The organism is Mesorhizobium sp. L103C131B0, assembly GCF_000502275.1.
In the GTDB taxonomy this organism is placed as follows: Bacteria; Pseudomonadota; Alphaproteobacteria; order Rhizobiales; family Rhizobiaceae; genus Mesorhizobium.
Genome location: NZ_AYXC01000001.1, coordinates 340162 through 353192 on the forward strand (window position 1 = coordinate 340162; position 13031 = coordinate 353192).

Sequence of the window (13031 nt, forward strand, 5' to 3'; positions counted from 1 at the left end):
CCAAGGAGATATGGGGCGGCTCCGGCCGCCCCGACCATCTAGGCGGCCGCAGCCGGGTTGGGTGCAACCACCGGAACGGCTGGCCTTCGCGACCGGCCGATGCGGTAGACAATCACCGCCGCAATCACGCCTGCCGCCAGGATGGCGAGCGCCAGCAACGGCCGGTACCAGAACCAGGCAATCGCAATCGTCACCGTGCCGACCAGGATCGCCAGAACGAAGGCGATGATGCCGGTGCCCATCCGCGCCATGCTGCCGAGGAAGGGTATGACGTCGAGGATCACCCCGATCGGGCTGAGGAACAGCGCAAAGCCTATGGTCAGCAACAGCAAGCCGGCGCCGCGCAGCAGCCAGGTGATCAGCGTGTTGGCGCTGACCGCGTCGGCGAACATCTTTTCGGCCGGGACGTTGCCGGTATCGACCATCAGCAGCGCATCGCCGGCTTGCGTCTGGTAGGGCTCGAAGCGGCTGCCGGCCTGGCGCGCGATGATGCTGATCACGCCCAGCGGCGCCAGTTCGTAGCCGATGCGATAGTCGCCCAAAGCGGGCGTCGTGTTGTCATTGCCGAGAAAAATCTTGCCATCGACGATGCTGAGCGGTTTCGTTCCGGTATAGGCAGCCTTTATCGCCGCCGACTGGTCGGCTGACAGGGAATAGTCCTTGTCACCCTCGATGCGGTCCAGCACCGGCGTATCGAGATCGAAGGCGACAAGCTTGCCCTCAGGAATCTGGAAGGTCCGGCCGTGGATTTCCATCGGCGGAGTCTGGTGGCCGTCCGGCTTCTTGAAATCGGAGGAGTCGATCTGGCTGTCGTCCCACACCTTGGAATAGCTGTAGGTGGTCACCGTCTCTTCGCCACCGCCGAGCTTCTTCGTCGTCTCCGACTTGGACTCTTCCTTCCACTGATACATCTCGACGCTGCGCGACAGCCGCAGCCCTTGCGCCGCAATGCCGAAATCCGGATCCGCCAGGCCGCTGTCCGCCGTCACCAGTCCGCTGACATGAACCAGCTTGCCGTCATTGGCGGTATCGACGCTGTCGGCGCCGACCGAAACCACCGCTCCAGAACCTTCGGCCAGCGAGCGCGCCGTCTGCACGGCGCGGCCTTCGTTCCAGAACAGCCCGATCACCATCAGCACGATCAGGATAAGGCCGAAGATGACCCCGCCGACCGCGCGCTTGATCCGCCCGAACCACGAGACGGATGTGACTTCCCGAAATGAATCGCTCATCGTTTCCCCGAAACAAAGTTGCCCAAGATTTAAACGCGGCCGGCGGCCGCCTCGTATCGATCAGTCGGCGTGGATCTGCGCGCCGCAATCCCTGTCGCCGCCGCAGGCGTGCACCGCGCGTGTCGTGCCGCCATCGCCAACCCGCCACGGCGAGGCAGACAGCGGCGCCTGGCGATTGCCCCCGAGAAGATCGAGCGCCCGCATCGCCGTGTCTTCGCCAGCCTCGTCACGCTTGACGATCTCGACGTCCTTGAGGCCGATCGCGGCAAGCTGCGGCATCACCACATCGGGGTCGCCCGCCACCACGATCAGCGACGGATCGAGCGACGCCAGGGCCAGCGCCTGTTTCTGAACCGCATCGAGCGTCAGCTTTGTGCGCGCCGCCATGCGGGTTTGCTGGTCCTCCAGCGTCGATCCGCTGCCGACCGCGCCAATCAGCGAGGAGAACAGACCAGCCGACGTCTCGGCCGATCCAGCCAGCGCCCGGCGATAGACGGTCACCGTGCGGTCGACCTCGTCCTGCGCTACCGGCAAGGTTGTCAGGCCGGCAAATCCTTTCAGGATTTCGGTAATCGCCGGCCCGGTGTTGGCGCGCTCGACGGTGGTTGCCACGACCAATCCCGAGCCGGCCTTCATCGGGCTCATCAGATAGCTCGACACGCCATAGGAGTAGCCCTTCTCCTCGCGGATCACCGAATTCAGCCGGCTGGAGAAATCGGCGCCAAGCAGGTTGGAGACCGCGGTCGATTCAGCGCGCTCGCTCTCGTCGGTGCCGGGCGCCGGCCGCGCCACGAACAGCGCCGACTGGCTGGCGCCGGGTTCGGGCACCAGCAGCACTTTCTGTCCCCCGTTGAAATGCGCCGCCGGCGACGGCTCGACGGCATAGCCGGCGGTGTCGCTTGTCCACGCGCCAAATGCTTTTTCAAGGCTGGCGGCGACGGTCGCGACCGGCATCGGGCCGACGCTGTAGAAGGTCACCGCCTTCGGCGTGAACTCCGCCTTGAATGCGTCCCTCGCCTCGTCGAGCGAGATCGAGGCCAGCGCCTTTGCCGACCAGTCCACCGCTGCCTTGCCCGGCACCTGCGGGATCAGCGTCGCCTTTGCCATGCGGCCGGCAACGCCGGGCAGATCCGCCTCGCGGCCGTTTAGCCAGTCGACCGTCTGCGCCATCAGCACCGTCCATTCGGTCTTGTCGAAACGAGGCTTCAGTACCGCGTCGGCGAGCAGCCCAATACCCTGGTCGAGCTTTTCCGGCGGCACGCCAAGCGTCATCATCGTGGCCAGCGTTCCGGCCTGGTGGCTGACGCCGGCGCCGATGTCGCTGGCCGCCTTGGCGAAATCAGCCGAGCCGCGATCGGCGGCCCCGCGTGTCGCCATGCTTGCTGCAAGCTCCAGCAATCCCTCCTTGCCTTCCGGCACGCTGTTCCAGCCGCCGGCGGCACTGGCCGCGACATAGACCATCGGCGCTTCCGGCATTGTGTAGTGGACGAGTTTGATGCCATTCGAGAGCGTCGCCGTTTCCATGGCGGGCAGTGTTGCCGAAGGCGCTTGCCCGGCCGCATGCTTCGGAATGTCGATCGCCGCTCGCTCCGGCGCGGTGAACGGCTGCGGTGTGCCGGACGAGCCGATCAGTGCATCGGGATAGCCGCCGCGCGGGCCGGGCTTCAGCACCAGCACGCTGGCGTCTTCCGGTTTCAACAGCCGCTTCATCGTTGCCTCGAGATCCGCCACGCTGGCGTCCTTCACCCGCGGGTCGTCGACCAGCGCGCTCTGCGCATCGCCGAGCACGTCGGCATTGTAGGAGACGACGCCGGCGCGATCCTTCAATGCTTCGCTGCCGAGCCGCGCTGCCTGCAAGATGCCCGTGCGCGCACGCTCGACATCGACCGGATCGAGCGGGGTCTTCAGGAAATCCGCAAACGCCGTTTTCATCGCGCTTTCCAGCGCTTCCGGCGCCACACCTTCGGCGGCACCCGCCTCGAAGGTAAAGCGGCCACCGAGCAGACCGCCGGTCCAGCTCGCGCTGGCATAGGTGGCAATGCCCAACTGCGAAACCAGCCGGTTGCGCAAAAACCCATATTCGCCGTTGCCGAGCAGTTCGGCGGCAATGCTGAGCGCACCATTGTCGGGCGACTGCGCCACCGGGCCACTGAAGCCGACCACGACGATGGGGCTTGGTACACGATCCTCGAGCACCAGCTTGAGCCGGGCCTGCGTCGGTGCCGGCACGGCGGGCCGCGCCACATCGGCGCCGCGCGCCACGCGGCCGAACGTGTCGGCAATCAGCGCCTTGGTGTCGTCGATCTCCAAGTCGCCGACCAGCACCAGCACCGCATTGTTGGGCAGATAGTAGCTGTTGAAGAAACCCCTGACATCGTCGAGCGTCGCCGCATCAAGATCGGCGACCGAGCCGATGACCATGCGGCTATAGGGATGCGGCTTCGGGAACAGCCCGGACCAGAAAGCTTCCCAGCCGGATGCGCCGGCCTTGTCGAGCACGTTCTGGCGCATCTCGTTCTTGACCACCGAGCGCTGCAGATCGAGCTTGGCCTGAGTCACCGAACGGCCGAGATTGGCCATGCGGTCGGCCTCCAGCGACAGGATCATCGGCAGTGACGACGACAGCCCGTCGACGTAATAAACGGTGCCGTCTTCGGTGGTCCAGGCATTGATCTCGTTGCCGAGCGCGGCGTGCGCGCCGAACACGTTCGGCCAGGCCGGCGTGCCGGAAAACATCAGATGTTCGAACAGATGCGCAAAGCCCGAGCGTCCCGCGGGTTCATTCATCGACCCGACGCGGTAGCGCAGGTTCATCACCACCTTCGGCACGCGATGGTCGGGCACCAGCACCACCTGCAGCCCGTTGTCGAGCGCATAGGTAACGGTCGGCTCAGCCTTGGCGGGCGCTGCCATGCCGGCAAGAACGGCAAGCACCACCGTGAACGCCAGGAAAACCTGCTTCATCATGACCCCCGATGCTGATGGCCGCCAGCAAGCGCCGCCAAATCCGCCGTATGACCGAAGGGATGCCCACCCCTGCCGGCTGCCGAGACCCTATCGGAATCGATCGGCCCTCGATACGGCAGTATCGCAACACCCTCTGGCTTTTTCGTGTCGGCGTTTCAGGCCTTTTGCGGCGGAAAGGCCGCGAAAGCCGCCCCTGAGTCGCTTGAGTCCAATAATATTGATTTTGTCAAATCGCGTTTGATGTCGGATTCATCTGCGGGTAGATTAGACCCGAATCAGCCGGTCCTTGGGGGGCGCGGCGACCACCCAAAGTCTCAAGTTCCGGCCAATGACCGGCACCAGACGCGGACGGCTTCGCGTTCCCTGAATGGATTCGGCGATCAGCGCGACCGCCGCGCCGTGTGAGTGCTTCGTAAACGTGATGCGTCTTCAAGTTCGGCCGCTGCTAACCCCAGCGTCCGGGCTCAAGAAAAGACTCCGGCCATGACATACAACCAAAGCATCCAATGAGCAGTTCCGCCGCGCTTCTCCAATCCGATACGTTAGGCTCGCGCCTCGAATCGCGCGGCGATCTCACCTCCTTTTTCATGCAGCTTGCCGCCGAGATCGGCGCCGACAGCTACATGCTCGTCGCCATCGTCCACGACCAGGACCGCAACGACGCCCGCATCGTCTCATCCAACTGGATCTTCGACGCCATTGAACTGATCGGCAAGCGGCTGATCGCCGGCCTTGCCCAGGGACCGCTGACCGTTGCACCTGGCATCCGCCCGAGGCCGCTGGTCGCCGCCGCGGCGCCCGACGCCGGCGGACTGCTCACAGGCGAAGAGGCGCGCCTGCTCGACGTGCTTGGCCATGCCGAAGTCTATTCGTTGCGGCTCAATGTCGGTCGCCAGCGGCTGTTTGCGCTTTTCTCGGCGGCCGAGGCCGGCAGTATCGACCAGCCGGCGCTGATGAAGGCTCAGTTGAAGTGCTGTTACGCGCTGTCCGCCATCCCGCAATTGATCGCCGCCGCCGCCATGCAGGACCCGCTGTCCGACCGCGAGCGCGAATGCCTGTTCTGGGTGTCTGAAGGCAAAACCACCGATGAGGTCGCAGTGATCCTCGGGGTCTCGTCCAACACCGTCAACAGCTACATCACCCACGCCATCCAGAAATTCGCGGCGTCGAACCGCGCGATGGCCATCGCCACGGCGATCAGGAGCGGCATCATTTGAAACATGCTGACATCAAGGCGGCGGCCGAAGCCCTTTTCAACGAGCAGCGCAATCCGTTCGGCGCCTTCTCCATCGGTTCCGAGACGCACCATGCCGTTACCATCCCGGACGCGGTGCGCCGCTGCCGCTGGATCGCAGTCGACATCAACGCGTCGGCGTTTGGCCTCTACTTCGTCAGCCCCTCGCCGGAACGGGCGCGCCTGGTGCCGAGCTTCGATTCCGACTATCCCGCCACCGCGGTGACAACCAAGTTCATCGCCGGCGCCAATGGCGAGGAGATGGTTCGCCACAGCGGCGCCTCGACAGCGCCGCGCTGGTGGGCGGACGACGGCATCGCCGGCTCGGACGCCGTCTTCAAGAACCTCGCCTGGGCGGAGCGGACGGCGCCGCTGGCGCCAGGCACCAACGGCATTGCCTTTCCCGTCCATGCCGATCGCGGCCATTGCGGGCTGGTGGTGTTCCTCGGCTCGACGATCGCTCTGCCGGAGGACACGCTCTACGAAATCCACGCCCGCTGTTTTTCGCTGTTCGCCGCCGTCGCCCGCATTCGTCCGAACGATGCCGGCCGGATGCGGTCGATCTCCAAGCGTGAACTGGAGTGCCTGAAGCTGACCGCCAACGGCAACACCAGCGAAGAGATCGCCAGGCTGCTGAAGCTGTCGGTCCACACCGCCAACCAGTATCTCACCCAGTCGACGCAGAAGCTCAACGCGGTCAACCGCAACCAGGCGGTGGCCAAGGCGCTGCGCCTGGGTCTGATCGAGTGATCAAAGCCGCGTCCGGCGATTGGGATAAGACAAAAGATCAGCGATAGGCGAGCGGCTCGGTCCGGCGAATGCGCGCCTCTTCGATGACCGTCTCCAGCAAGGCGGTGTTGTGCTCGGGGTCTTCGCCGGGCTTCTCGAACGAAACATAGTTGACCGCGACCGAAGACCTCTCCTCGCTCAGCGTCAGCTGGAAATAGACGGTGACGCCCGGCGGCCGAAGCTCGAGATCGAGCACGACGCGCGGGCTGCCGCTCCAGTCGACATGTGCCTCTCCGCCATGGCCGAGCCTGAGCGTGCCCGGCAGGAAGAACAGCTCCACCGCCGAATCCACCAGATCCGACAGGCAAGCGAAATGCTCGAGCCGGATGAAGGCGATGTAGTCGGCGACATCGATCAGCCGCAACTCGTCGACCACCTGCTCGATGGCCTTGGCGACGATGAGTTCGCGGGATTTTGCGTGCGGTTGGCGGTTCATGAAATTTGTCTCCGCTCAGCCTTTTTGGAGTAGACGATCCGCACCAGTTCGGCGACGGCCTGGTAGAATTGCGACGGGATCACGCTATCAACCGAAACTTGCTTGTACATGGAGCGGGCGAGCGCCACGTCCTCGAAGATCGGGATGTTGTGCTCCTTGGCAATCTCGCGAATCTTGAGCGCCACAAGGTCCTGGCCCTTGGCCAGCACCATGGGTGCTGAATCCTCGTCGCGGACATATCTGAGCGCGATGGAAAAGTGCGTCGGATTGGCGATGATCAGCGTCGCGCGCGGCACCGCCGTCATCATCCGCTTGCGCGCCCGGTCACGCGCCAGCGAGCGCAGCCGCGACTTGATGATCGGGTCGCCCTCGGACTGTTTGAACTCGTCCTTGACCTCCTGCTTGGTCATCCGCAGATCCTGCTTCCAATGGAAGCGCGACCAGACGACGTCGACCGCCGCGATCAGCCCCATGACGAAGACGATCGCCACCAATATGTCGACGGTGATGCTTTTGATGACGAGGCCGAAAGCGACGGGGTTGGTGATCATGCCGGCCAGGAGCTGGCGGTAGTCCTGCGACAGCGTGAAGTAGAGCACGATACTGGCGAAGCCGAGCTTGCCCAGCGATTTCAGGAATTCTACCCAGCCCTGAATACCGAACATCCTGGTCCAGCCCTTAGCTATCGAGATGCGCGACAGTTGCGGCCGGATCCGCTCGCCGACGACTTGCGGCATGTTCTGCAGCACCGAGGCGCCGATGCCGGCCACCACCAGCAGCACCAGCAGGCTGACGACGGCGTTGCCTATTTCCATCATCACGGTCTTGTAGAGCGCGATGACGTCGGTCTCGGTGTCCATCGGCCACGCCTCGGGCTTTTCCAGGAACATCGACAGGAACATGCCGAGATCAACGACCGCGTCCTTGGCGTAGAAGACGATGAACACCAGTATGGCGATGAAGGACGCCAGAAGTGCGGCCTCTCGCGAATGGGGCAGCTTGCCCTGTTCGACGGTGTCGCGGATCTTCTTTTCGGTCGCGTCTTCGGTTTTGGAGTCTTTGTCCGCCGCTTCAGCCATTCAGCGCTCGGCGTTAAGCCGCTTCGCTCTGCTGCGATGAGGGCAGTTCGAAAGCCCCCTCGCGCGAAAGCCGGATTGTCGCCACCGCGATGTTCTTGCGCGCCGTCATGATGTCGGCAAGCTGAATGCCTTCCGAGCCCTGTCCGAGCTCGGACTCGATCATGCGCCGCGACCGTGCGCCGATCGCCGAGAGCGCCGATTCCGTCAATGCGGGTGGTGCACCGCGCAGCGCCAGCGTAATCAGTTCGGTCGACAGCCCGTCGAACAGAAGCACCCGCGCCTTCTGCGTCAAAAGCGGCAGATCGTCGAAGGCAAACAACCTGGAGCGGACACCGCCGAGGTCCGGCGTGCCGGCCTCTTCCAGATCCTGCATGACCTCTTCCAACTGAGGCTTGTCCATCTCGTTGAGCATACTGGCGACGCGCGCCTGTCCCGCCGAGATATCCTTGGTCGCGGTCTGCGCCAGCACGCTGGCGCGCAGCTGGTTCTCGATGATCCTGGTGGCCGCGTCCGGAATGGTCGCCATCGTCACCATGCGCTTGATGATCTCGCTGCGCATCGGCTTTTCCATGGTCAGCAAAATGTTGGCGGCGGCTTGCGGCGCAAGCTTCGACAGCACCATGGCCGCGGTCTGGGGATGCTCGGCGGCAAGGAACGTGCCCAGACGCGTCGGCTCGAGCTTTTCCAGCTCCGGCCAGATCGGCGGTGGCCCTTCCGGCGCAACCTCGAAGCGCTTGTCGCCCATGATGGCGCTCATCTCTTCGGGCGACAGCGATTCATTGAGGATCGTGTCCATCCGGTCGGCGGAATCGAGCAGGCCCGCACCTTCGGTGAACTCGGCCTCGAATTCGGCAACGATGCGTTCGAGGTCGCTTTGCGGAATGGTGCGCAGCAGCCGCGCCCCTTCGATCAGTGCCTTCAGTTCTTCTTGCTTGAAGAATTTCAGCAGCCGGCTGGCCGAAGGTTTGCCCATCGCCACCAGGATGGCGGCGGCCTTTTGCGGGCGCGTGAGCGTCACCGGCGTCGTCATGGCATCCGCTCCTGCTGAGACCGCATGTCATTCATTGCTCAAGCGCCCTTGGTCGCCGCGATAATTTCGGTCAGCCTGATGCCAAAGCGCGACGGATCGCTTTCCAGCACGGTGATCTCGCCGCGCGCGATCTTGCGGCCGTTGACCACGACATCGACCGGTTCGCCGATGCGCCGGTTGAGCGCCACCGTCGAGCCCTTCTGCAGCGCCATCAGGTCCGACACCGGCATTTCCGTACTGCCGAGGATGATCTGCACATCGACCGGGATGCTCATGATGATGTTCGAATTGGCGCCGGACGTGGCAGCCCGCAAGGCGGCGTCGGGGCGCTTTTCCTCCTCCTGGAGGACGCCGCGCAATTCCTCGATGGCGCGGTCGAGCTGTTCGTCCGGCTGGTCGATATTGGCTTCCACCTTGGTCTTGGCCATCAGTCGTCTCCAAATGCTTGGGCTTGCCCGGCGTCAGCCCGGCATGAGCCCATCGATAAAATCCTGACCGGCATCGTAAGGATGCCTGATCCGGACGGTGTAGTTCTGCCCGAGTTTACCGAACTCGCAGACAAACAGCGTCTTGTCGCGCGCGCTCAGCTTGGCCTGCGACTGCGCGGTTTCCTCGAACTCGATGACCTGGCCTGGCTCGAAACCGGCGAGATCGCCGAGCGTCAGGCGGGCCAGCGGCATGGTCGCTTCGAGCGTCACCGTCGAGCGCATCACCTCTTCGGAAAAACGTGCCCGCCAGTCGGAGGTCGTGCCTTCGCTGTCGTGGACATCGGCGATACCGCGTGTGGCCAGCAGGATGCGCTGCGGGATCATCACCGTGACCGTTCCGCTGTCGGTCGGCGTCGAGATGCCGAAGACGATGCGCACCGCCGCGCCATCGCGCAGCACGCGGCGCTTGGCTTCGCTGCCCGAAAGTGCCCGCGGCACCGGCAGCCGCAGCTCGAGCGAGCGCCGGCCCGATCCGTTCAACGCCTGCGCAACTTCCTGGAAGACCGTGGTCGCGACATCGGTCTCGATCTGCGACAGAGCGCGCTCGATCGGCGAAACCGGCTGATCCGGATCGCCGCCGAACAGCGCGCACACCATCACGGCGATGGCCGGCGCATCAGCCACCAGCGTCATCGCATCCGAAGACGTCGGCGATGCTATGATGGCCATGGCAAAGGCATCGCCGGCATTCGTGCGGGCATCGGGAACACGGCTGATCTCGACCGCGCGCAGGTCGACGGTGACCGGTGCGCCGAGTTCGCCGGCCAGGCTCTTCTGCAGCAGCGGCAGCGCGCGCTCGCCCATCGAGCGCCCGGTGCCGATGACATGAGCGGCCTCACCGCTGTCACCGACCAGACGCTCAATGATCAGCGAGCGGGCTTGCGAGGGTCTGCCAGGACTTGTCATGACGGCGTGCGGTCCTGTCTGTCGTCATGCATGGCTCAAGCCGCTTTCTTCTCGGCGGAAGCTGTGTTCATCGTGCTTTGCTCGACGGCATCGATCGTCGGCCGCTCATAGGACGAGATGGTCTTGCGACCGAACTCGATGGCCACCTGCGGCAGGGCGCCGTTCATGTAGGCAAGCAGCGTCTGCTTGACGATGATATAGAGGCGGTTCTTCTTCTCGCGCACCGTCTTGATCTTGGTGGCGACCGGCCCGACCACCGCATAGGACAGGAAGATGCCGAGGAAGGTTCCGACAAGGGCAGCGCCGATCAGGCCGCCGAGGATTTCGGGCGACTGGTCGAGCGCGCCCATCGCCTTGACCACGCCGAGCACGGCGGCGACGATGCCGAGCGCCGGCAGACCATCGCCCACCGCCACAAGCGCGTGGTAAGCCTTCATCTTGTCGGACTTGATGGTCTGGATTTCCTCGTCCATCAGCGCCTCGATCTCATGCGAGCGGGCATTGCCGATGATGATGATGCGGCAGTAGTCGCAGATGAAATTCGTCAGATCGTGATTCTTGAGCACGGTCGGGAATGCCTGGAAGATCGCCGATTCCTCCGGATTGTCGATATGTGCCTCGACCTCGCTGCGCGACTTCGAGCGCAGTTCGCGCATCAGGCTGTGCAGCACGCCCAACGTCTCCAGATAGTCGCGCTCCCTCGGCACCGCCTGCTTGAACGCTTCGAGGATACCCCTGCCGGTGTCCTTGACCGTCTTCATCGGGTTGGCGACGAGAAAGGTTCCAAGTGCGGCGCCGCAGATGACCACCGCTTCCCAAGGCTGCATCAGCACATGCAGATGGCCGCCCATCGCCATGAAGCCGCCGAGAACACAGCCGAGCGTCACCACAAGTCCGATCAGAATGCCCACGCCAGATCCTTCCGCATCACGTCAGGCCTAACCGATAGCCCCCGTGCCTTGTGTGAGGCTTGAATCATGCAAGGTGAGGCGATTCAGCCTCGCGCAAGCAAGTCCGCATAGTCTTGCTTTTGAAGCTGCGACCGGAGGCATGTCGTGTTGAGCACTTTTACCAGCTACCAGCTCATCGCCAGGGACATCCCCAAGGCGATCGACCGCATCGAGGCGGAGCCGATCACCAAGCGCGACACCGACTACTATCTCGCCAACATCGGCAGCGTGAAATCGATCGACGATTTCGTCAAGAACGACCGGCTGTTCAAATATGCCATGAAAGCCTTCGGTCTCGGCGACATGGCTTACGCCAAGGCCTTCATGGTCAAAGCGCTGAAGGAAGGGGTGTCGGATTCCGACAGCTTCGCCAACAAACTGAGCGACAAGCGTTATGCCGAGTTCGTGTCGGCCTTCAATTTCGCCGCACTTGGCGCTAATGCCACGAGCTACAATTCGGCACAGCAGGGCGTGACCAACAATTATGGTCTCCAGGTCTCGGTCGGCCCTTCGCAGAACGGCTTCACCTACTACAAGGGCGAAACCTCGTACTACCTGAGCAACATTTCCAACGTAAAATCGATCGACGACGTGATGGGCAACGATCGCCTGCTCACCTATGCGATGGCCGCGTTCGGCCTGGACGCCGACGCCGAGCCGGCTGCGACCGTGCGGGCCATGCTGGAAGGCGGCGTCACCGACCCGAACAGCCCCGCAAACACGTCGACAAACAAGGGCTATGCGGCTTTCGTCGCGGCTTTCGACTTTGCCCAATATGGCGACCAGGCTACGGCGCGCGACGCCGTCCAGCAGGCGGTGCCGAAGGCTGTGATCGGCGGAACCGGGCTGCTGCTCGTCAAGCCGACCGCGCAATACATCAAGGGCGAGGCCGACTACTACGCAGCAAACATCTCCAAGGTGAAGTCCATCGAAGACCTGCTGAAGGACAAGCGCCTGCTGACCTTCGCCATGGCTGCCTATGGGCTTGATGCATCGACCCAGACGACGAAGCAGATCCGCACCATGCTTACCGGCGGCGTTGCCGATCCGTTGAGTCCCGCCAATTTGTTGACCGACAAAAGCTACGCCAACTTCGTCACGGCCTTCAATTTCGCCCAGTATGGTGATCAGACGACCACGCGCGACGCCGTGCTGAAGACGACGCGCAAGCTCTACACGACCGAGTCCAGCCTTGGGTTGATCAAGCCGAACGCGGACGCCGTCCAGGCCGAGACCAGCTACTACCTCGCCAACATCACCAAGGTGAAATCGGTCGACGACCTGATGGCCGACAGCCGCCTTTATAACTATGCTCTGTCCGCAAGCGGGCTCGATCCGGCGACCACCAACAAGGATCTCGTCCGTGATGTCCTTGAGGGCGGTGTCCGCGATCCCGCCAGTGTCGCCAACAAGCTCTCCAACAAGGCCTATGCCAGGCTCGCCACCTCGTTGAATTTCGAGGCCTACGGCGAAGCGGCAACGACCCGCAGCCCGTCGCAGCAGCCGGTGGTCGACAAATATATGCGCCAGACCCTGGAAGAAGACGCCGGCAAGACCAATGACGGCGTGCGGTTGGCGCTCTATTTCGAGCGCAAGGCCTCGACCATCACCAACTGGTACGACGTGCTGGCCGACACGGCCCTGGCCAGCGTGGTACGCACCGCACTCGGCCTGCCTGATTCCTTCGCCGCCGCCGACATCGACAAGCAGGCGCAGGCCTTCGAGGCAAAACTCGACCTCACCGATTTTACCGACCCGACCAAGCTCGGGAAATTCCTCACCCGCTTCACCAGCCTTTGGGAAATCAATCATCCGACCTCGACCGCCCAGACATCGGTCGGTGTGCTGTTTGCGCAGCCGACCACCGTCGGCATCTCGACCGATCTGATGATGGCCATGCAGAAACTGAGATTCTGAGAA

General features: G+C 63.5%; 11 protein-coding genes. 3 read left to right on the plus strand and 8 right to left on the minus strand.

The features are described from left to right. Positions 1-38: 38 nt before the first annotated feature. Both X730_RS162525 and X730_RS162520 read right to left on the minus strand, forming a co-directional pair. Complete coding sequence (locus tag X730_RS162525) at positions 39-1232, minus strand: TMEM43 family protein (protein ID WP_023825398.1); 1194 nt, start codon at positions 1230-1232, stop codon at positions 39-41. Positions 1233-1292: 60 nt separating this feature from the next. Further along, positions 1293-4199: a pitrilysin family protein gene (locus X730_RS162520; protein WP_023825399.1), complete on the minus strand. Its 2907-nt coding sequence runs from the start codon at positions 4197-4199 to the stop codon at positions 1293-1295. Positions 4200-4705: 506 nt separating this feature from the next. On the opposite strand from X730_RS162520, the gene X730_RS162515 reads away from it, so the two are divergent. Together X730_RS162515 and X730_RS162510 are read left to right on the plus strand one after the other, a co-directional pair. Then, complete coding sequence (locus X730_RS162515) at positions 4706-5416, plus strand: helix-turn-helix transcriptional regulator (RefSeq protein WP_023671758.1); 711 nt, start codon at positions 4706-4708, stop codon at positions 5414-5416. Next, on the plus strand, positions 5413-6183 hold the full coding sequence (locus X730_RS162510; RefSeq protein WP_023733429.1) for a helix-turn-helix transcriptional regulator: 771 nt from the start codon (positions 5413-5415) through the stop codon (positions 6181-6183). The genes X730_RS162515 and X730_RS162510 overlap by 4 nt, the downstream gene beginning before the upstream one ends. A 37-nt stretch (positions 6184-6220) precedes the next feature. Here the strand turns inward: X730_RS162510 and X730_RS162505 are convergent, their stop codons facing one another. The 6 genes from X730_RS162505 to motA are packed head-to-tail and all read right to left on the minus strand — an operon-like array spanning position 6221 to position 11072. Continuing rightward, positions 6221-6658 (minus strand): hypothetical protein, encoded by a 438-nt coding sequence (locus X730_RS162505; RefSeq protein WP_023825400.1) that lies wholly within the window; start codon positions 6656-6658, stop codon positions 6221-6223. Beyond that, positions 6655-7737 carry a flagellar biosynthesis protein FlhB gene (flhB, locus tag X730_RS162500; RefSeq protein ID WP_023825401.1) on the minus strand — a complete coding sequence of 361 codons (1083 nt, stop codon included), beginning with the start codon at positions 7735-7737 and terminating at the stop codon, positions 6655-6657. Before flhB ends, X730_RS162505 begins: the two co-directional genes overlap by 4 nt. Before the next feature lie 13 nt (positions 7738-7750). Next, complete coding sequence (locus X730_RS162495) at positions 7751-8767, minus strand: flagellar motor switch protein FliG (protein ID WP_023725152.1); 1017 nt, start codon at positions 8765-8767, stop codon at positions 7751-7753. A 38-nt stretch (positions 8768-8805) separates the two neighbouring features. Beyond that, positions 8806-9195, minus strand: coding sequence for a flagellar motor switch protein FliN (gene fliN, locus X730_RS162490; protein ID WP_023683477.1), 390 nt, complete (start codon positions 9193-9195; stop codon positions 8806-8808). 33 nt (positions 9196-9228) lie between these two features. Continuing rightward, positions 9229-10161 (minus strand): FliM/FliN family flagellar motor switch protein, encoded by a 933-nt coding sequence (locus X730_RS162485; protein WP_023825402.1) that lies wholly within the window; start codon positions 10159-10161, stop codon positions 9229-9231. Positions 10162-10196: 35 nt separating this feature from the next. Next, positions 10197-11072 (minus strand): flagellar motor stator protein MotA, encoded by an 876-nt coding sequence (gene motA, locus X730_RS162480; RefSeq protein WP_023691719.1) that lies wholly within the window; start codon positions 11070-11072, stop codon positions 10197-10199. A gap of 144 nt (positions 11073-11216) precedes the next feature. Here motA and X730_RS162475 point away from each other — a divergent pair, with 144 nt between their 5' ends. After that, positions 11217-13028 (plus strand): DUF1217 domain-containing protein, encoded by a 1812-nt coding sequence (locus X730_RS162475; RefSeq protein WP_023825403.1) that lies wholly within the window; start codon positions 11217-11219, stop codon positions 13026-13028. The last annotated feature ends 3 nt before the right edge of the window (positions 13029-13031 follow it).

Bases quoted from the DNA above. Each gene is read 5' to 3' on its own strand.
- X730_RS162525 (WP_023825398.1), bottom strand. From the start codon at position 1,232: ATGAGCGATTCATTTCGGGAAGTCACATCCGTCTCGTGGTTCGGGCGG.
- fliN (WP_023683477.1), bottom strand. From the start codon at position 9,195: ATGGCCAAGACCAAGGTGGAAGCCAATATCGACCAGCCGGACGAACAG.
- X730_RS162485 (WP_023825402.1), bottom strand. From the start codon at position 10,161: ATGACAAGTCCTGGCAGACCCTCGCAAGCCCGCTCGCTGATCATTGAG.
- X730_RS162520 (WP_023825399.1), bottom strand. From the start codon at position 4,199: ATGATGAAGCAGGTTTTCCTGGCGTTCACGGTGGTGCTTGCCGTTCTT.
- X730_RS162515 (WP_023671758.1), top strand. From the start codon at position 4,706: ATGAGCAGTTCCGCCGCGCTTCTCCAATCCGATACGTTAGGCTCGCGC.
- X730_RS162495 (WP_023725152.1), bottom strand. From the start codon at position 8,767: ATGACGACGCCGGTGACGCTCACGCGCCCGCAAAAGGCCGCCGCCATC.
- flhB (WP_023825401.1), bottom strand. From the start codon at position 7,737: ATGGCTGAAGCGGCGGACAAAGACTCCAAAACCGAAGACGCGACCGAA.
- X730_RS162505 (WP_023825400.1), bottom strand. From the start codon at position 6,658: ATGAACCGCCAACCGCACGCAAAATCCCGCGAACTCATCGTCGCCAAG.